Source organism: Carnobacterium sp. 17-4, from assembly GCF_000195575.1.
Taxonomy (GTDB): domain Bacteria; phylum Bacillota; class Bacilli; order Lactobacillales; family Carnobacteriaceae; genus Carnobacterium_B.
Map to the genome: position 1 here is coordinate 2,540,768 of NC_015391.1, position 17,384 is coordinate 2,558,151.

Sequence of the window (17,384 nt, forward strand, 5' to 3'; positions counted from 1 at the left end):
TATTCCTCCTTTTTTTAAAATTCTAGTCCATTTTCGCGAGCAGCTTCAGCTAAAGCTTGCACACGGCCATGGTAAAGGTATCCACCACGGTCAAAGACTACTTGTTTGATACCTTTTTCAGTAGCAACTTTAGCGATAGCTGAACCAACAGCTGATCCTTGAGCTACTTTTGTTTCTCCTGAAACTTCTTTGTCTAATGAAGATGCACTTGCTAGCGTTACACCCGCTACGTCATCAATTAATTGAGCGTAGATGTTTTTATTAGAACGGAACACGTTTAAGCGTGGGCACTCTGCAGTACCAGAAATTTTAGAACGTACACGACCATGTCTTTTCAGACGTAGTTTGTTTTTGTCTGGTTTTGTAATCACAATTGTCACCTCTTTAATTTTATGGTTGAAAATTAGGCAGCCAGGCTATTATTTACCTGTTTTACCTTCTTTACGACGTACGATTTCGTCAGAATAACGAATTCCTTTACCTTTATAAGGCTCTGGTGGGCGTACGCCACGTATGTTAGCAGCTAAAGCGCCAACTTTTTCTTTGTTTGTTCCTTTAACAACTACTTTAGTGTTAGCAGGAACTTCAATGTTAATACCTTCTTCTGCAGTAAATTCTACAGGATGAGAGTAACCAACGTTCAATACAAGTTTGTTACCTTGTAATTGAGCACGGTACCCTACACCAATTAATTCTAATGTCTTTTCAAAACCAACAGTTACACCAACAATCATGTTGTTTAAGTTAGCACGCATTGTGCCATGTAGTGCACGATTTGTTTTCAAGTCGTTTGGACGAGAAAAGTTAATTTCGTTACCTTCTACATTCATTGTGATAACTGGGCTGAAAGAACGACTCAATTCACCTTTTGGTCCCTTAACAGTAACGATGTCCTCATTACGAGTAACCGTTACGCCTTCAGGGATAGTGATTGTTTTATTACCTATACGGCTCACAGCAATACACCTCCTTGATTAGTCTTTCTTATTACCAAACGTAAGCGATAATTTCGCCACCAATATTTTTTGCTCTTGCTTCTTTATCTGTGATGACACCTTCAGAAGTTGATACGATCGCAATACCAAGTCCGTTAAGAACTTTAGGCACTTCGCCAGCTTTAGCGTATACACGCAAACCTGGTTTAGAGATACGTTTCAATCCTGTGATAACACGTTCGTTGTCTTTTCCGTATTTTAAGAAAACGCGGATAACGCCTTGTTTGTCATCTTCCATGTATTCAACATTTTTAATGAAACCTTCACGTTTCAAAATGTTAGCAATATCTTTTTTAATTTTTGATGCAGGTGCTTCTAGTTGTTCGTGACGTGCTTGGTTAGCATTACGTACACGAGTTAGAAAATCTGCAATCGGATCTGTCATGACCATTGAATTTAGCCTCCTTTATGCGAGTATCGTATTACCAGCTTGCTTTTTTCATGCCAGGAATTTGTCCTTTATAGGCAAGTTCACGGACGCAAATACGGCAAAGTTTAAATTTGCGGTAAACTGAGTGTGGACGTCCACAGCGTTCACAACGAGTATATGCTTGAGTTGAGAATTTAGCAGGGCGTTTGTTTTTAGCAATTTGTGATTTTTTAGCCACGTAGTTCGCCTCCTATTCTTATTTTTGGAATGGCATTCCAAGTTGTGTTAACAATTCACGAGATTCTTCGTCTGTATTAGCAGTAGTTACAATAACAATATCCATTCCGCGGACTTTGTCTACTTTATCGTAGTCAACTTCTGGGAAGATTAATTGTTCTTTAACGCCTAACGTGTAGTTTCCACGTCCGTCAAAAGACTTGTTGCTGATACCGTGAAAGTCACGTACACGAGGAAGTGAAACAGAAACTAATTTATCTAAGAAATCATACATTCTGTCTCCACGTAATGTTACTTTAGTTCCAATCGGCATACCTTCACGTAAACGGAAGCCAGCGATTGATTTTTTTGCTTTAGTGATTAATGGTTTTTGACCAGAAATAACAGTTAACTCATCAACAGCTTTGTCTAAATTTTTAGCATTTGATACAGCATCACCCACACCCATGTTGATAACGATCTTATCTACTTTAGGAGTTTGCATAATTGATTTGTAACCAAATTTTTCTACCATTGAAGGTGTTACTTCTTGGTTATATTTTTCTTTAAGGCGGTTCATGAAGTTCATACCTCCTTCCTTATCTATTATTTATCTAAAACTTCACCGGTTTTTTTAGAAATACGTACTTTTTTGCCGTCTTCAACTTTAAAGCCAACACGAGTTGGTTCGCCAGTTGCAGCGTCTATAAGCATAACATTTGAAACGTGGATAGGGGCTTCCATTTCAATGATTCCACCTTGTGGATTCGCTGAGTTAGGTTTTTGATGTTTCTTCATAACATTAACGCCCTCTACGATTACACGATCTTTTTTAGGAAAAGCTTTTAATACAACAGCTTCAGTTCCTTTGTCTTTACCAGTAATAACTTTTACTTTATCGCCTGTTTTAATGTACATGTCTTTCACGCACCTCCTTTGTGGATGGTTGATTATTAAAGAACTTCTGGAGCAAGTGAAACGATCTTCATGAAGTTGTTGTCACGCAATTCGCGAGCAACTGGTCCAAAGATACGAGTTCCACGTGGGCTCTTATCGTCACGGATAATTACACATGCATTTTCATCAAATTTAATGTATGAACCATCTGAACGGCGAGCTCCTGATTTAGTACGAACGATAACTGCACGAACGACTTCACCTTTTTTGACAACGCCACCTGGTGTTGCATGTTTTACAGTACAAACAATTACATCACCAATGTTAGCAATTTTACGGCCTGATCCGCCTAATACTTTAATAGTTAAGACTTCACGAGCTCCTGAGTTATCTGCAACTCTCAAACGACTTTCTGTTTGGATCACTGTGGTATCCTCCTTCCAGATTTGAAAACTATGTTATTTGTTGGAAAACCTTAAATAGTAACAGATTCTTCAACAACTTCTACTAAACGGAAATGTTTTGTAGATGATAACGGACGAGTTTCCATAATTTTTACGATATCGCCAATTTTGGCAACATTGTTTTCATCATGTGCTTTATATTTTTTTGAGTATTTAATACGTTTACCGTAACGGCTGTGTTTCTTTTGAGTTTCTATTACGACAACAATTGTTTTATCCATTTTGTCTGAAACAACTCGGCCTTGGTATACTTTACGTTGATTACGTTCTTCACTCATTGTTTGGTGACCTCCTTTGACAATCAACTATTTTTGTAATTCAGCTTGACGTAACGCAGTTTTAATGCGTGCAATCGATTTGCGAACTTCACTTAAACGAGCAGTATTTTCTAGTTGGCCAGTAGCTAACTGGAATCTTAGATTGAATAACTCTTCTTTAAATGCTTTTTCTTTCTCAACCATTTCAGCAGTGGTTAACTCTTTAAGTTCATTAGCTTTCATTCGATTCACCACCAATTTCTTTACGTTTTACAATCTTAGTTTTAATAGGTAGTTTATGAGAAGCTAAACGAAGTGCTTCACGAGCTACTTCTTCTGAAACTCCATCAACTTCAAACATGATTTTTCCACGTTTAACTGGTGCAACCCAACCTTCAGGTGCTCCTTTACCAGAACCCATACGAACTCCAATTGCTTTAGACGTATATGATTTATGAGGGAAGATTTTAATCCATACTTTCCCACCACGTTTCATGTAACGTGTCATTGCGATACGAGATGCTTCAATCTGACGGTTTGTAATCCATTTTGACTCTACGGCTTGTAAACCCCATTCACCAAAAGTTACTTCTTTCCCACCTTTAGCTTCACCGCGCATTTTACCTCTAAATTCACGACGGAATTTTACACGTTTAGGTACTAACATGATTATTTCCCTCCTTTCTCAGTGTTCTTTTTTGCAGGAAGAACTTCTCCACGGTAGATCCAAACTTTAATGCCTAGTTTACCGTAAGTTGTAGCTGCTTCTTCCCATGCGTAGTCGATATCGGCACGCAATGTATGAAGAGGAACAGTTCCTTCTGAATGTGTTTCGCTACGAGCGATATCTGCACCGTTTAAACGGCCAGAAACCATTGTTTTGATTCCTTTAGCTCCAGAACGCATTGTGCGTTGGATAGCTTGTTTTTGAGCACGACGGAAAGCAACACGGCTTTCTAGTTGACTAGCAATTCCTTCGGCAACTAATTTAGCGTCTAAGTCAGGGCGTTTGATTTCAACGATGTTGATGTGAACTCGTTTGCCTGTTAAATCATTTAATTTTTTACGTAATGCATCAACTTCAGAACCACCTTTACCAATTACCATTCCTGGTTTAGCAGTGTGTACTGAAACATTAACACGGTTAGCGGCACGTTCAATTTCAACTTTAGAAACAGAAGCTTCGCTTAGTTTTTTTGCAATATATTCGCGGATAGCGATATCTTCATGTAAAAAGTTTGCAAAATCTTTTTCTGCATACCATTTAGAATCCCAATCGCGAATAATACCTACACGTAAGCCTGTTGGATTAATTTTTTGACCCACAGATTACCCCTCCTTTTTCTCAGATACCACTACTGTAATGTGGCTTGTGCGTTTCAAGATTGGTGCAGCTGATCCTTTTGCACGTGGACGGAAACGTTTCATCGTTGGTCCTTCGTTAACATAAGCTTCGCTTACTACCAAATTTTCTACGTCTAAATCGTAGTTATGTTCTGCATTAGCAATTGCTGACATTAAAACTTTTTCGATTGCTGGCGAAGCACCACGTGGAGTGAATTTCAAAATTGAAATTGCTTCTCCGATGCTTTTCCCTCTAATAAGATCGACAACTAAACGAACTTTACGAGCTGCAATACGAACAGTTTTAGCAGTTGCTTTAGCTTCTGTAATTTGTTCTGCCATATCGAGTTATCCTCCTCTCAAAATTAACGTTTAGTTTTTTTATCATCCGCAGTGTGACCGCGGTATGTTCTTGTTGGTGCAAATTCACCTAATTTGTGTCCGACCATGTCTTCTTGAATGTAAACTGGTACATGTTTGCGACCATCATAGACTGCGATTGTGTAACCAATGAAACTCGGGAAAATTGTTGAACGACGTGACCAAGTTTTAACGACAGATTTCTTTTCGCCTTCGGCCATTGCATTCATTTTTTTCATTAAGTGTTCATCGACAAAAGGTCCTTTTTTAAGACTACGACCCATGGGTGAACCTCCTTCCATTCTTTAGGAAAGTTGGAAAAACCAACTAACCTAGGTTTATTTTGTTTTACGACGACGTGTAATAAATTTATTAGATTGAGCTTTCTTGTTACGTGTTTTCAATCCAAGAGCAGGTTTACCCCATGGAGTCAATGGACCAGCATGTCCGATTGGAGCTTTACCTTCACCACCACCGTGTGGGTGATCGTTCGGGTTCATTACAGATCCACGAACAGTTGGGCGTTTGCCTAACCAACGAGAACGTCCGGCTTTACCAATGTTGATCAATTCATGTTGTTCGTTACCAACAGAACCGATTGTTGCACGACAAGTTCCTAAGATTAGACGAACTTCACCTGAGTTTAAGCGGATTAATACGTATTTGCCTTCTTTACCTAACACTTGCGCGCTAGTTCCAGCCGAACGAACTAATTGTCCACCTTTACCTGGTTTCATTTCAATATTGTGGATTACAGTACCAGCAGGAATGTTATCTAATGGAAGAGCATTTCCTGTTTTGATATCTACTGATTCACCTGAAAAAATTTGTTGTCCTACTTGGATTCCTTTAGGTGCGATGATGTATGTTTTAATACCATCAACGTATTGTACTAAAGCAATGTTAGCTGAGCGATTTGGATCGTACTCAATAGTTTTGATGATACCCACGATACCGTCTTTATTACGTTTAAAGTCGATAACACGGTAGTTACGTTTATGTCCGCCACCACGGTGACGTACCATGATTTTACCAGCATTATTACGTCCGGCTTTTCTTTTGTTTGGTTCCAACAATGTCTTTTCAGGCGTTGTTGAAGTGATTTCTGCGAAATCAGAACCAGTCATATTACGACGGCCGTTTGTGGTAGGTTTGTACTTTCTAATACCCACGTGTTTTACCTCCCGATGTTTATTTTCAAAGCTTTAATTAAGCTTCAAACAATTCGATTTCTTTTGATTCAGTTGTTAAAGTTACGATTGCTTTACGACGTTTTTTAGTGTATCCAGTATGTTTACCCATACGTTTTAATTTTCCACGTACGTTCATGATGTTAACATTAGAAACTTTTACGTCAAAAATTTCTTCAATCGCTTGTTTTACTTGAGTTTTATTTGCGCGAACATCCACTTCGAAAGTGTATTTTTTGTTATCTTGAGCAGCCATTGCTGCTTCAGTGATAATTGGGCGCAAGATTACGTCACGTACATCCATTATTGAAGAACCTCCTCTAGCTTAGTTAGAGCAGTTTGTGTAAAAATCAATTTTTCATGCGCTACAACATCTAACACAGTAACATTATCAAAAGCAACAACTTTAACTCCTGGAAGGTTACGAGCAGATAATGTTGCGAAATCATTGTCGTTTTCTACTACGATAAACGCTTTAGAATCAACATTTAGATTTTTTAACACTTGTGCAAATTCTTTAGTTTTTGGTGCATCAAAGTTCAATGCGTCAACAACGATTAAATCTCCGCTTACTACTTTAGTAGAAAGAACAGATTTGATTGCTAAACGACGAACTTTTTTAGGAAGTTTGTAGCTGTATGAACGTGGAGTTGGTCCGAAGACGATTCCACCACCGCGCCATTGTGGAGATCTGATTGACCCTTGACGAGCACGACCAGTTCCTTTTTGAGCCCACGGTTTACGTCCACCACCGCGTACTGCACTGCGGTTTTTAACTGAGTGATTTCCTTGTCTTAATGAAGCACGTTGCATGATGATTGCATCAAAAACAACGTTTTCGTTTGGTTCGATACCGAAAATAGCGTCGTTTAAAGTAACTTCACCATTTTGTGTACCATCTTGTTTGTATAAGGCTACGTTTGGCATTCCTTTGTTCCTCCTCTCTTAATTTTTATTTAGCTTTTTGAAAAGCTGATTTAATTTGGATTAAGGATTTTTTAGACCCAGGTACATTCCCTTTAATAAGAATTACATTTTTTTCAACGTCAACACGAACAACTTCAAGATTTTTGATAGTTACGCGGTTTCCGCCCATACGACCTGGTAGTAATGTGCGTTTGAACACACGGTTAGGATCTACAGGACCCATTGACCCTGGACGACGGTGGTGACGAGATCCGTGGGACATTGGTCCACGACTATGTCCGTGGCGTTTAATAACACCTTGGAATCCTTTACCTTTGGTAGTCCCCGTTACATTAACGATGTCTCCAGCTTTGAAAGCATCAACTTTCACTTCTTGTCCTACTTCGTAGTCCCCAAGCTCAACATCGTCAAATTCACGAATGAAGCGCTTAGGAGTAGCATTTGCTTTTGCTACGTGACCCATTGCAGGTTTATTAGACAATACTTCACGTTTATCTTGGTAACCCAATTGAACTGCTTCGTAACCATCCGTTTCGATTGTTTTAACTTGTAAAACAACGTTTGGAGTTGCTTCGATTACAGTTACTGGAATTAATTCACCAGACTCAGTAAAGACTTGTGTCATTCCTACTTTTTTTCCTAAGATTCCTTTGGTCATGAGTACACCTCCATTATTTTTTTTAAAATTAAAGCTTGATTTCGATATCTACGCCAGATGGTAAATCTAGTTTTGTTAAAGCATCAACAGTTTTAGATGTTGGATTAACAATATCAATCACACGTTTGTGTGTAAGCATTTCAAATTGTTCACGAGAATCTTTATATTTGTGAGTCGCACGAATCACAGTGTAAAGAGTTCTTTCTGTTGGCAATGGAATTGGACCAGATACACTAGCACCAGTTCTTTTTGCTGTTTCTACAATTTTTTCCGCTGATTGATCTAAGATACGATGTTCATATGCTTTTAAGCGGATACGAATCTTTTGTTTTGCCATTATTTTCCCTCCTTCGCCTATTTTTTATAAATTAGACATTGCTCCACGAAAATTTCCGTCATACGCGCCGTGACAAAGCGGCCGGGTGTGTCGTAACCTCTCGTTTCATAGCCATTGGGTTTCTTTCGAATACCCCTAGCACGATTCCACTTATGAAATCAGCACCTGTTTAATTATACAAAAAAACACTTTTTTAATCAAGCTTTTTTTGATGTTTGCTAAATTAATTTATTCTTATCTAAAAAACAGTTATCTATTTTTGCAAATTTCCTCATTTATCTTGTCTCATGAAAAAAATAAGCTAAGTCAGGAATACATCAACGTTTCCCATCTTAGCTTATTTTGTTTTGTTTGTCTATTTATTTGTTTGATTTATTTATTTCTTCTATATATTATTCCAACACTTTTACTTTATTCTATTTTTTGAATCCAACCAATTGGTGCTTCTACATCGCCATACTGAATTCCGGTAAGTTCTTCATACAATCTCCTTGTCACTGGTCCCGTTTCTGTTTCGCTATAAAAGACATGAAAATCATCTTTATTTTGTATCCCACCAATTGGCGAAATAACAGCAGCTGTTCCACAGGCCCCAGCTTCCTTAAAATCATCTAGTTGATTAATTAATACATCTCCTTCGACAACTTCAAGTCCTAGACGCTCTTTTGCTAGATAAAGCAATGAATACTTTGTGATGCTTGGTAAAATTGAAGGAGATACAGGCGTCACAAATTTATTATCTTTTGTAATTCCAAAGAAATTTGCTGAACCTACTTCTTCTATCTTAGTATGCGTTGTCGGATCTAAATAAATTGCGTCACTAAAGTTGCGTTTATGAGCCTCAGCTCCCGGAAGCAAACTACCTCCATAATTTCCGCCAACTTTTGCTGCTCCAGTTCCATTTCCAGCAGCTCTATCATAATCAGAGACCATAAAGTTAGTTGGCTTCAGACCACCTTTGAAGTAAGCTCCAACAGGCATACAAAAAACAGAAAATAAATATTCTTCTGCAGGCTTCACTCCGATGTTATCTCCCACACCAATCATGTAAGGACGCAGATACAACGAACCTCCTGTACCATATGGTGGAATATACTGTTCATTCGCTTTTACTACTTTTTTAACAGCTTCAATAAATATATCTGTCGGTATAGCCGGCATCATTAATCTTCTACAGCTGCGTTGCATACGTTCAGCATTTTGATCCGGTCGGAACAAATTGATTGAACCATCTTTTGTTCGATAAGCTTTCATACCTTCGAAAACAGTTTGTCCATAGTGTAAGGCCGTTGACCCTTCGCTGATATGAACTTTATTATCTTCTGATAAAGTTCCACCATCCCATTCTCCATCTTTCCAGAACGAAATATATCTATAATCGGTTTTCATGTAACTAAAACCTAAATTATTCCAGTCAATATCTACAGTTTTTGTCATTCTATCACTCCTTATCACTAATGCTCTTTAGTGTAACATATCAATGGTGAAATTATGAGAATTTTCTTACTATTGTACAAATTTTACTAATATGTATGTCTATTTTTCTCACTTTCCTAAATCATTCAATATAAATCGCACAACTTTTTCTTGTGTCGAATCTTTTGAAATCATTCTTTCATTTGGAATACCTAGATAATCTTTTTCATTCCACCAACTACGCATTTCTTTTTCACCAAATTCATTTACCTTTGTTCTTTTTTTATGTCTATCAAGCGTTTCATCAAAAGGTATATCAAAATAGTAAGCATAAACATTCGGTTTAAACGTATTTATTAAATCTAACAACATATTTTTATACCTCTCGTTGACCATGATCCCCTCTACAATGACAACAGGACATTTTCCTAATCCATATTCAGCAATTTGCTTGATTAAACCGATAGATAAATTACCTTCTCGATCATTGACCTTAAGCATGTCTCGTCTAACTACATCTTGAGAAACGACTAAAGTAGCTTCTCCCAATAGTTCTTGTAACTTTAAAGCCGTTGTTGTTTTACCACTTCCAGAATTCCCACGCAAAATAATTAGTTTTGAATCCATCTTTACAACTCCTAGTGAATAGATAGTCTGCTAGTCTTATTATCTATTATACTCTATCAATAACAATTTTATTTTGAAAACCAATACTAGTTGCCAAATAAAAAAGCCCTGTCGCAATGACAGGGCTTTTTTCTCGTATGATCACGCTCTATACCAGATAGAGTCAATTTTTAATGTTTATTTTTAGAGTTGATTAAGCTTCGATTGAAGCAACAACGCCGGCTCCAACAGTACGTCCACCTTCACGAATAGTGAATTTAGTACCTGGGTCGATAGCGATAGGTGCGATCAATTCAACGTTGATTGTAACGTTGTCTCCTGGCATAACCATTTCAGTACCTTCTGGTAACTCAACAACACCAGTTACGTCAGTAGTACGGAAGTAAAATTGTGGGCGGTAGTTAGCGAAGAATGGAGTGTGACGTCCACCTTCTTCTTTAGATAAGATATAAACTTCACCTGAGAATTTTGTATGTGGAGTAATTGAACCTGGTTTAGCTAAAACTTGTCCACGTTGGATGTCTTCACGAGCAACCCCACGTAATAATGCACCAATGTTGTCCCCTGCTTGAGCAAAGTCTAACAATTTACGGAACATTTCAACACCAGTAACTGTTGATTTAGTAGTAGCTTCATGAATTCCGATGATTTCTACTTCTTCACCGACTTTGATTTGTCCAGTTTCTACACGTCCTGTAGCAACTGTTCCACGTCCAGTAATTGAGAATACATCCTCAACTGGCATCATGAATGGTTTGTCAGTATCACGTTCTGGAGTTGGGATGTAAGAATCTACAGCATCCATCAATTCCATGATTTTATCTTCGTATTCTGCAACGCCTTCAAGAGCTTTAAGAGCTGAACCAGAAATAACTGGTGTGTCATCGCCTGGGAAGTCATATTCAGACAATAAATCACGAACTTCCATTTCAACTAATTCTAATAATTCTTCATCATCAACTTGGTCAACTTTGTTTAAGAAAACAACGATGTATGGAACACCAACTTGACGAGACAATAGAATGTGTTCACGAGTTTGTGGCATTGGACCATCAGCAGCAGATACTACTAAGATAGCTCCATCCATTTGTGCAGCACCAGTGATCATATTTTTAACATAGTCAGCATGGCCTGGGCAGTCTACGTGAGCATAGTGACGTTCTGCAGTTTCGTATTCAACGTGAGAAGTGTTGATCGTGATTCCACGTTCGCGTTCTTCAGGAGCTCCATCGATAGAAGCGTAGTCCGTTGCAGTACTTTTGAAACCTTTTTTAGCTAGTACAGTTGTGATTGCAGCAGTTAATGTAGTTTTACCATGGTCAACGTGTCCAATAGTACCAATATTAACATGCGTTTTTGAGCGATCGAATTTTTCTTTTGCCATTTTAGTAATTTCCTCCTCATAGTGAGTTCTTTTTTAGTGATAGGAGCAGAATAAATTTGTTCCGTCCCTAATCATTTGTAAAAATTATAACGATTATTCATTAGAAAATCAATACTTAAGGTTGGAGAGCAAATTAAGATTAGTTTGCTGATCCGCCATTTTTCTTGATAATTTCTTCAGAAATAGATTTTGGTACATCTTCATAATGATCAAATGTCATTGAGAAAGTACCGCGACCTTGTGTTGCTGAACGTAATGCAGTTGCATAACCGAACATTTCAGCTAATGGAATCATACCTTTAACAATAGTAGTATTTCCACGAGCTTCAGAACCTTCGATACGTCCACGACGAGCTGAGATGTGTCCCATTACGTCTCCTAAATAATCTTCAGGAACTGTAATTTCAACACCCATCATAGGCTCTAAGATAACTGGATTTGCTTTTTTAGCAGCATTTTTCAATGCCATTGAAGCAGCAACTTTAAAGGCAGTTTCATTTGAATCGACATCATGGTATGAACCATCATAAAGTTTTGCTTTAATATCAACTAATGGATATCCAGCAAGAACTCCGTTGTCTAATGAAGCTTCTAAACCAGCTTTTACTGCTGGGATGTATTCACGAGGAACAGTCCCACCAACGATTGCATCTTCAAATTCAAAACCTTTTCCTTCTTCATTAGGTGAGAATTCGATCCATACGTGACCGTATTGACCTTTACCACCTGATTGACGAACGAATTTACCTTCAGCTTGAGTAGAACCACGGAATGTTTCACGATAAGAAACTTGTGGAGCACCAACACTAGCTTCAACATTGAACTCACGTCTCATACGGTCAACAATGATGTCCAAGTGTAACTCACCCATACCAGCGATAATTGTTTCGCCAGTTTCGTGGTCAGTTTCAGCACGGAAAGTTGGATCTTCTTCAGCAAGTTTTTGTAACGCAACACCCATTTTATCTTGGTCAGCTTTTGATTTTGGTTCAATAGCTACTTGGATAACTGGTTCTGGAAAGTCCATTGATTCTAAAATCACTTGTACTTTTTCATCACACAAAGTGTCACCAGTAGTCGTATTTTTCAATCCAACAGCTGCTGCAATATCTCCAGCAAATACTTCAGGAATTTCGCTACGAGAGTTCGCATGCATTTGTAAGATACGTCCTACACGTTCACGTTTTCCTTTAGTTGAGTTTTGTACATAAGATCCTGCTTGTAACGTACCAGAATAAACACGGAAGAAAGTTAAACGACCTACATACGGGTCAGTCATAACTTTAAATGCCAATGCTGAGAATGGTTCGCTGTCATCAGCATGACGTTCTACAGTTTCTTCAGAATCAGGTAAGATTCCTTGGATTGCAGCTACATCAAGTGGTGACGGTAGGTAGTCAATGACTGCATCAAGCATCAATTGAACACCTTTGTTTTTAAATGCTGAACCACATAGAACTGGGTAGAATTCAACGTTAACTGTTGCAGTACGGATAGCTTTTTTCAATTCAGCTTCAGAGATTTCTTCGCCTTCAAGATATTTCTCCATCAAAGCTTCATCTGTATCTGCTACTGCTTCAACTAATTTTGTACGCCATTCTGCTGCTAATTCTGCGTATTCTTCAGGAATTTCTTCCTCAAGGATATCTGTTCCTAAATCATTTGTATACATTTCAGCTTTCATCTTGATCAAGTCAATGATACCTGTGAAGTTATCTTCAGCACCAATTGGCAATTGAATCGGATGAGCATTTGCTTGTAAACGATCAAGAATAGTACCAACAGAATACAAGAAATCTGCACCTGTTTTGTCCATTTTGTTTACAAATACAATACGAGGTACGCCGTAAGTTGTTGCTTGACGCCAAACTGTTTCAGTTTGAGGCTCAACACCTGATTGTGCATCAAGTAAAGCAACAGCACCATCTAACACACGTAGAGAACGTTCTACTTCAACAGTGAAGTCAACGTGACCAGGAGTATCGATGATGTTTACGCGGTGATCATGCCAAGCAGCTGTTGTTGCAGCTGATGTAATTGTAATACCACGTTCTTGTTCTTGTTCCATCCAGTCCATTTGTGAAGCACCCTCATGGGTTTCACCAATTTTATGGATTTTACCAGTATAATACAGAACACGTTCAGTTGTTGTTGTTTTACCAGCATCAATATGAGCCATGATTCCAATATTACGTGTATTCTCTAGAGAAAATTCTCTTTTTGCCATCTTGCAATAACACCTCTCTTAATTTAATTTGAACTAAGAAACTTCAATTCTTCCTTTAAAGGCTAAGGTGCACATATGCACCCAAGCCTCCTCTAGAAAAAATCTTACCAACGGTAATGAGCAAAAGCTTTATTTGCTTCAGCCATTTTATGAGTGTCTTCACGTTTTTTAACTGCTGCTCCAGTATTGTTAGCAGCATCCATGATTTCTTTAGCAAGACGTTGTTCCATAGTATCTTCTCCACGTAGACGAGAGTAGCTTACTAACCAACGAAGAGCAAGAGCCGTACGACGTTCTGGACGAACTTCGATCGGAACTTGGTAGTTAGAACCCCCAACACGGCGAGCTTTAACTTCAAGAACAGGCATGATATTTTTCATTGCTTGTTCAAATACTTCAATAGGTTCGTTGCCAGTTTGTTCTTTAATCATGTCAAATGCATTATAAAGAATTGTAGCAGCTTTCCCACGTTTTCCGTCAACCATGATACGGTTGATCAAACGAGTTACAAGTTTAGAATTATAAAGTGGATCAGGTAAAACATCACGTTTAGTAATAGGACCTTTACGAGGCATCCAAATTCCTCCTTTCGATAATAATTATCTTTTAGAATAGTTTTTTTATTTCATTTAAGCAATAAGCTTATTATTTAGGGCGTTTAGTTCCGTATTTAGAACGGCTTTGTTTACGATCTGCAACACCAGCAGTATCTAAAGCTCCACGAACGATATGGTAACGAACTCCTGGTAAATCTTTCACTCGTCCTCCACGTAAAAGAACCACACTATGTTCTTGCAAGTTGTGACCTTCACCTGGGATATAAGCAGTTACTTCAATTAAGTTAGACAAACGAACACGTGCATATTTACGTAACGCTGAGTTAGGTTTTTTAGGAGTCATAGTTCCCACACGAGTACAAACACCACGTTTTTGAGGTGAGTTTACTGTTGTTTGTTTTTTTCTTTTGCTGTTGTAACCTCTGTTTAAAGCCGGAGATTCAGACTTTTCAATTTTTGATTTACGAGGTTTACGTACTAATTGATTAATAGTAGGCATCGATTGTTTCCTCCTTCCCTATGTTATTATTCTAGTCCACACATCCAGGCGGTTCTTTTTTCAGCAAAAAAATAAGTGCTGCAAAACTGCAACCAACCAGTCTGTATAGTTTAAGGCCAATGTACCAGTCAGCACGACTGATAGACAGGAATCTGCGTACAAAAGCACCTTTTGAATCATAACATGGTCTGATTTTATTGTCAACAAGTTGAGTTGAAAATGCAAAAAGTTTTTTTATCTCTTTGGCACTTTTACTAGTATACTCCTCCTCTTTATTTTTTTAAAGCTTTCTTTCTTAATTAACATATATTTATTATAAGTCGTTCATTTGAGGTGAAAAAAATGCTGATAGGTAGCTTGTCTTTACTGATTTGGTTTACAGGGTGTTGTTTGGGCTCATTTTTGATGGTCATAGGATCTAGGGTCCCCATCCATCAATCCATTGTTTTTCCTCGCTCTCATTGTACAAATTGTCATCATACCTTACATATTTTTGAATTGATTCCTATTTTATCTTACCTCATCCAAAAAGGAGTATGTCGTGATTGCCAACAAAAGATTTCTATTCTTTATCCGTTAGTGGAATTTTTCATGGGATTTGTTTTCCTATTTATCTTTTCTACTTATCTATCTTTTCCAGCAGAAGGGTTATTTATTACAGGAATTGTTGCCTTCAGCCTCATCTTTATTGTCTCTGATATTTATTATCAACTTCTACCGAATAACTTAATGTTACCTTTCTTTTTATGGGTCTTTTTAGGTCGGCTGGTCATTCATCCCTACCCTATTAGTTTTTATATCTTTAGCGGGTTAGGTTTTTTCAGTTTCTTTTACTTGTTTTATCAACTCTCTTCTACTCCTATAGGCGGTGGAGACGTGAAGTTATTAGGAATCATTGGCTTACTACTAGGTTATCACTCAAGCTTAGTTGCCCTTCTTTTTGCCTCTTTATCCGCTATTCTTGTCTGCCTTCCCTTAATGTTCAGTAAAAGAATTTCTTATAACCACCCGATTCCTTTTGCTCCTTTTATTTTTTTAGGAACTTTCATTGCTTACTGCTTGCAGGATTTTTTTTAGAACCAGACTTATAATACTTTAAGTATTTGCACTGGCTACTATACAAAAAAAAGCTGAGGACAATGCCTCAGCTTTTGGTGTTCTCAATCTAAATATTTTGTGTGAACAAATTTCACTTCTAAAAATTCTTGTATTCCATAACTTCCATTTTCACGGCCAACTCCTGAGTGTTTTACACCGCCAAATGGCGCCTCAGAAGTCGAGATAGCTGTATTATTGACGCCAACTAAACCATATTCTAAAGCTTCACTGACTTTTTCAGCTCGTTTTAAATCAGCTGTAAAGAAGTAAGACGCTAATCCAAAGATGCTGTCATTTGCCATTTTGATAACTTCTTCCTCATCTTCAAAATCAATTAACGGAATAACCGGACCAAACGTTTCTTCATAGAAGATATCCATCTCGGTGGTCACTCCATCTAAGATAGTCGGCGCGTAAAAGTAACCATTAGCGTAGTCTCCCTCAGTGAGTCTTTCGCCACCTGCAAGCACAGTAGCTCCTTTAGTTTTTGCATCGTCGACTTGAGCTTGGATCGTTTCAATCGCTTCTTCATTAATAAGTGGTCCTACCATGACATCAGTTAAACCATTACCGACCGTTACTTTTCCAACTGCGACTTCTAACTTTTCAACAAATTCTTTTTTAACGGCTTTACTCACAAAAATACGATTTGGAGATGTACAAGCTTGCCCATTGTTTCTAAACTTCATAGCAACAAGCCCGTCTACAGCTTGATCAATATCTGCATCGTCAAAAATAATAAACGGAGCATGACCTCCTAATTCAAACGAAATTTTCTTCATTGTTTGGGCAGATTGTTCATAGAGCATTTTTCCTACTTCAGTTGAGCCTGTAAAGGTTAATTTTCGCACATCATCACTATCGGTTAGCGTTTTTCCGATTTCCTTTGATGGTCCGATAACGAGATTTGCTACTCCTGCTGGTAAGCCAACTTCATGGAAAATTTCAAATATCGCAATAGCAGATAACGGGGTACTACTTGCTGGTTTTAAAATGACGGTACAGCCTGCTGCAATAGCTGGAGCGATTTTACGTACAATCATATTTGACGGAAAGTTCCACGGAGTAATTGCTCCTACGACGCCAACAGGTTGTTTTTTCACTTCATACTTGTGTTGATTAGGAGCAGGAATCGTTTCTCCATAAATACGTCGCGCTTCTTCTGCATTCCAATGCAAATTTTGAATATTTGTCAGGATTTCTCCTTTAGCTTCTTTTAATGGTTTCCCTTGTTCTAGTGTCATAATTAAGGCTAATTGATCTGCTTTTTCTTCAATTTTATCTGCAATTGCATGGATAAGTTTCACACGATCAGCTAGCTCCATGCCTGACCATTTTGGAAAAGCTTCTTTAGCTGCCTGAATCGCCTGTAGTGTTTCTGTTTCTCCGCCTTGAGACACTTGTATCAGTTCTTCTTTAGTTGCTGGATTATTGACCGCTTTTTTTTCTAGCGATCCTTCGACCCATTGGCCATTGATGTAAAGTCCCGTTTGAATTTCTGGTAATTTTGCTTGCGTGTTTGCCACTAAAATCACTCCTTCAAATTGTGGTGTCTACTTCT

The 17,384-nt window shown here is 38.0% G+C and carries 26 protein-coding genes; 1 reads left to right on the top strand and 25 read right to left on the bottom strand.

The features are described from left to right. Nucleotides 1–14 precede the first annotated feature (14 nt). The 24 genes from rplR to rpsL all read right to left on the bottom strand — a co-directional run bounded on the left by rplR (nt 15) and on the right by rpsL (nt 14,725). Nucleotides 15–371 (bottom strand): 50S ribosomal protein L18, encoded by a 357-nt coding sequence (gene rplR, locus CAR_RS12065; RefSeq protein WP_041556709.1) that lies wholly within the window; start codon nt 369–371, stop codon nt 15–17. A gap of 48 nt (nt 372–419) precedes the next feature. After that, complete coding sequence (gene rplF / locus CAR_RS12070; RefSeq protein ID WP_013712019.1) at nt 420–956, bottom strand: 50S ribosomal protein L6; 537 nt, start codon at nt 954–956, stop codon at nt 420–422. A 31-nt stretch (nt 957–987) separates the two neighbouring features. Next, nucleotides 988–1,386: a 30S ribosomal protein S8 gene (gene rpsH, locus CAR_RS12075; protein WP_013712020.1), complete on the bottom strand. Its 399-nt coding sequence runs from the start codon at nt 1,384–1,386 to the stop codon at nt 988–990. A gap of 31 nt (nt 1,387–1,417) precedes the next feature. Continuing rightward, the gene (locus tag CAR_RS12080) at nt 1,418–1,603 is read right to left on the bottom strand and encodes a type Z 30S ribosomal protein S14 (RefSeq protein WP_013712021.1); all 186 of its coding nucleotides are present in this window, start codon (nt 1,601–1,603) and stop codon (nt 1,418–1,420) included. Between the two features lie 18 nt (nt 1,604–1,621). Further along, nucleotides 1,622–2,161: a 50S ribosomal protein L5 gene (gene rplE, locus CAR_RS12085; protein ID WP_013712022.1), complete on the bottom strand. Its 540-nt coding sequence runs from the start codon at nt 2,159–2,161 to the stop codon at nt 1,622–1,624. A 26-nt stretch (nt 2,162–2,187) separates the two neighbouring features. After that, complete coding sequence (rplX, locus tag CAR_RS12090) at nt 2,188–2,499, bottom strand: 50S ribosomal protein L24 (RefSeq protein WP_035020862.1); 312 nt, start codon at nt 2,497–2,499, stop codon at nt 2,188–2,190. A gap of 35 nt (nt 2,500–2,534) precedes the next feature. Continuing rightward, entirely contained in the window at nt 2,535–2,903 is a 369-nt protein-coding gene (gene rplN, locus CAR_RS12095; RefSeq protein ID WP_013712024.1) for a 50S ribosomal protein L14, read from the bottom strand. A 50-nt stretch (nt 2,904–2,953) separates the two neighbouring features. Next, nucleotides 2,954–3,220, bottom strand: coding sequence for a 30S ribosomal protein S17 (gene rpsQ, locus CAR_RS12100; RefSeq protein WP_034537976.1), 267 nt, complete (start codon nt 3,218–3,220; stop codon nt 2,954–2,956). Nucleotides 3,221–3,247: 27 nt separating this feature from the next. Then, complete coding sequence (gene rpmC / locus CAR_RS12105; RefSeq protein WP_013712026.1) at nt 3,248–3,442, bottom strand: 50S ribosomal protein L29; 195 nt, start codon at nt 3,440–3,442, stop codon at nt 3,248–3,250. Further along, complete coding sequence (gene rplP, locus CAR_RS12110) at nt 3,432–3,866, bottom strand: 50S ribosomal protein L16 (RefSeq protein ID WP_013712027.1); 435 nt, start codon at nt 3,864–3,866, stop codon at nt 3,432–3,434. Before rplP ends, rpmC begins: the two co-directional genes overlap by 11 nt. Nucleotides 3,867–3,868: 2 nt before the next feature. After that, the gene (rpsC, locus tag CAR_RS12115) at nt 3,869–4,525 is read right to left on the bottom strand and encodes a 30S ribosomal protein S3 (protein ID WP_013712028.1); all 657 of its coding nucleotides are present in this window, start codon (nt 4,523–4,525) and stop codon (nt 3,869–3,871) included. Nucleotides 4,526–4,528: 3 nt separating this feature from the next. After that, entirely contained in the window at nt 4,529–4,885 is a 357-nt protein-coding gene (gene rplV / locus CAR_RS12120) for a 50S ribosomal protein L22 (RefSeq protein WP_013712029.1), read from the bottom strand. Between the two features lie 23 nt (nt 4,886–4,908). After that, complete coding sequence (gene rpsS, locus CAR_RS12125) at nt 4,909–5,187, bottom strand: 30S ribosomal protein S19 (RefSeq protein WP_035020868.1); 279 nt, start codon at nt 5,185–5,187, stop codon at nt 4,909–4,911. Nucleotides 5,188–5,241: 54 nt separating this feature from the next. Then, a complete protein-coding gene (gene rplB, locus CAR_RS12130; RefSeq protein ID WP_041556713.1) occupies nt 5,242–6,075 on the bottom strand; it encodes a 50S ribosomal protein L2 in 834 nt (277 codons plus the stop codon). 37 nt (nt 6,076–6,112) lie between these two features. Continuing rightward, nucleotides 6,113–6,397, bottom strand: coding sequence for a 50S ribosomal protein L23 (gene rplW / locus CAR_RS12135; RefSeq protein ID WP_007725672.1), 285 nt, complete (start codon nt 6,395–6,397; stop codon nt 6,113–6,115). After that, nucleotides 6,397–7,020 (bottom strand): 50S ribosomal protein L4, encoded by a 624-nt coding sequence (gene rplD / locus CAR_RS12140; RefSeq protein ID WP_013712032.1) that lies wholly within the window; start codon nt 7,018–7,020, stop codon nt 6,397–6,399. Before rplD ends, rplW begins: the two co-directional genes overlap by 1 nt. 25 nt (nt 7,021–7,045) lie before the next feature. Next, entirely contained in the window at nt 7,046–7,678 is a 633-nt protein-coding gene (rplC, locus tag CAR_RS12145) for a 50S ribosomal protein L3 (RefSeq protein WP_013712033.1), read from the bottom strand. Nucleotides 7,679–7,706: 28 nt separating this feature from the next. Further along, nucleotides 7,707–8,015, bottom strand: a complete 309-nt coding sequence (rpsJ, locus tag CAR_RS12150) for a 30S ribosomal protein S10 (protein ID WP_013712034.1) — start codon at nt 8,013–8,015, stop codon at nt 7,707–7,709. Between the two features lie 411 nt (nt 8,016–8,426). Next, a complete protein-coding gene (locus tag CAR_RS12155; protein ID WP_013712035.1) occupies nt 8,427–9,452 on the bottom strand; it encodes a branched-chain amino acid aminotransferase in 1,026 nt (341 codons plus the stop codon). 108 nt (nt 9,453–9,560) lie between these two features. Next, the gene (locus CAR_RS12160) at nt 9,561–10,058 is read right to left on the bottom strand and encodes a kinase (RefSeq protein WP_013712036.1); all 498 of its coding nucleotides are present in this window, start codon (nt 10,056–10,058) and stop codon (nt 9,561–9,563) included. Nucleotides 10,059–10,251: 193 nt separating this feature from the next. After that, nucleotides 10,252–11,442: an elongation factor Tu gene (gene tuf / locus CAR_RS12165; protein WP_013712037.1), complete on the bottom strand. Its 1,191-nt coding sequence runs from the start codon at nt 11,440–11,442 to the stop codon at nt 10,252–10,254. 139 nt (nt 11,443–11,581) lie between these two features. Beyond that, a complete protein-coding gene (fusA, locus tag CAR_RS12170; protein ID WP_013712038.1) occupies nt 11,582–13,669 on the bottom strand; it encodes an elongation factor G in 2,088 nt (695 codons plus the stop codon). A gap of 104 nt (nt 13,670–13,773) precedes the next feature. Beyond that, a complete protein-coding gene (rpsG, locus tag CAR_RS12175) occupies nt 13,774–14,244 on the bottom strand; it encodes a 30S ribosomal protein S7 (RefSeq protein WP_013712039.1) in 471 nt (156 codons plus the stop codon). Between the two features lie 70 nt (nt 14,245–14,314). Next, nucleotides 14,315–14,725 carry a 30S ribosomal protein S12 gene (gene rpsL, locus CAR_RS12180; protein ID WP_013712040.1) on the bottom strand — a complete coding sequence of 137 codons (411 nt, stop codon included), beginning with the start codon at nt 14,723–14,725 and terminating at the stop codon, nt 14,315–14,317. Between the two features lie 342 nt (nt 14,726–15,067). Here rpsL and CAR_RS12185 point away from each other — a divergent pair, with 342 nt between their 5' ends. Next, entirely contained in the window at nt 15,068–15,802 is a 735-nt protein-coding gene (locus CAR_RS12185; protein WP_013712041.1) for a prepilin peptidase, read from the top strand. Nucleotides 15,803–15,885: 83 nt separating this feature from the next. Here CAR_RS12185 and CAR_RS12190 read toward each other — a convergent pair whose 3' ends face one another. After that, entirely contained in the window at nt 15,886–17,349 is a 1,464-nt protein-coding gene (locus tag CAR_RS12190) for an NAD-dependent succinate-semialdehyde dehydrogenase (protein ID WP_041556716.1), read from the bottom strand. Nucleotides 17,350–17,384: the final 35 nt, after the last annotated feature.

Bases quoted from the DNA above. Each gene is read 5' to 3' on its own strand.
- rpsH (WP_013712020.1), bottom strand. From the start codon at position 1,386: ATGGTCATGACAGATCCGATTGCAGATTTTCTAACTCGTGTACGTAAT.
- rplE (WP_013712022.1), bottom strand. From the start codon at position 2,161: ATGAACCGCCTTAAAGAAAAATATAACCAAGAAGTAACACCTTCAATG.
- rplX (WP_035020862.1), bottom strand. From the start codon at position 2,499: ATGTACATTAAAACAGGCGATAAAGTAAAAGTTATTACTGGTAAAGAC.
- rpsQ (WP_034537976.1), bottom strand. From the start codon at position 3,220: ATGAGTGAAGAACGTAATCAACGTAAAGTATACCAAGGCCGAGTTGTT.
- rpmC (WP_013712026.1), bottom strand. From the start codon at position 3,442: ATGAAAGCTAATGAACTTAAAGAGTTAACCACTGCTGAAATGGTTGAG.
- rplP (WP_013712027.1), bottom strand. From the start codon at position 3,866: ATGTTAGTACCTAAACGTGTAAAATTCCGTCGTGAATTTAGAGGTAAA.
- rplV (WP_013712029.1), bottom strand. From the start codon at position 4,885: ATGGCAGAACAAATTACAGAAGCTAAAGCAACTGCTAAAACTGTTCGT.
- rpsS (WP_035020868.1), bottom strand. From the start codon at position 5,187: ATGGGTCGTAGTCTTAAAAAAGGACCTTTTGTCGATGAACACTTAATG.
- rplW (WP_007725672.1), bottom strand. From the start codon at position 6,397: ATGGATGTACGTGACGTAATCTTGCGCCCAATTATCACTGAAGCAGCA.
- rplD (WP_013712032.1), bottom strand. From the start codon at position 7,020: ATGCCAAACGTAGCCTTATACAAACAAGATGGTACACAAAATGGTGAA.
- rplC (WP_013712033.1), bottom strand. From the start codon at position 7,678: ATGACCAAAGGAATCTTAGGAAAAAAAGTAGGAATGACACAAGTCTTT.
- rpsJ (WP_013712034.1), bottom strand. From the start codon at position 8,015: ATGGCAAAACAAAAGATTCGTATCCGCTTAAAAGCATATGAACATCGT.
- CAR_RS12155 (WP_013712035.1), bottom strand. From the start codon at position 9,452: ATGACAAAAACTGTAGATATTGACTGGAATAATTTAGGTTTTAGTTAC.
- CAR_RS12160 (WP_013712036.1), bottom strand. From the start codon at position 10,058: ATGGATTCAAAACTAATTATTTTGCGTGGGAATTCTGGAAGTGGTAAA.
- tuf (WP_013712037.1), bottom strand. From the start codon at position 11,442: ATGGCAAAAGAAAAATTCGATCGCTCAAAAACGCATGTTAATATTGGT.
- fusA (WP_013712038.1), bottom strand. From the start codon at position 13,669: ATGGCAAAAAGAGAATTTTCTCTAGAGAATACACGTAATATTGGAATC.
- rpsG (WP_013712039.1), bottom strand. From the start codon at position 14,244: ATGCCTCGTAAAGGTCCTATTACTAAACGTGATGTTTTACCTGATCCA.
- rpsL (WP_013712040.1), bottom strand. From the start codon at position 14,725: ATGCCTACTATTAATCAATTAGTACGTAAACCTCGTAAATCAAAAATT.
- CAR_RS12185 (WP_013712041.1), top strand. From the start codon at position 15,068: ATGCTGATAGGTAGCTTGTCTTTACTGATTTGGTTTACAGGGTGTTGT.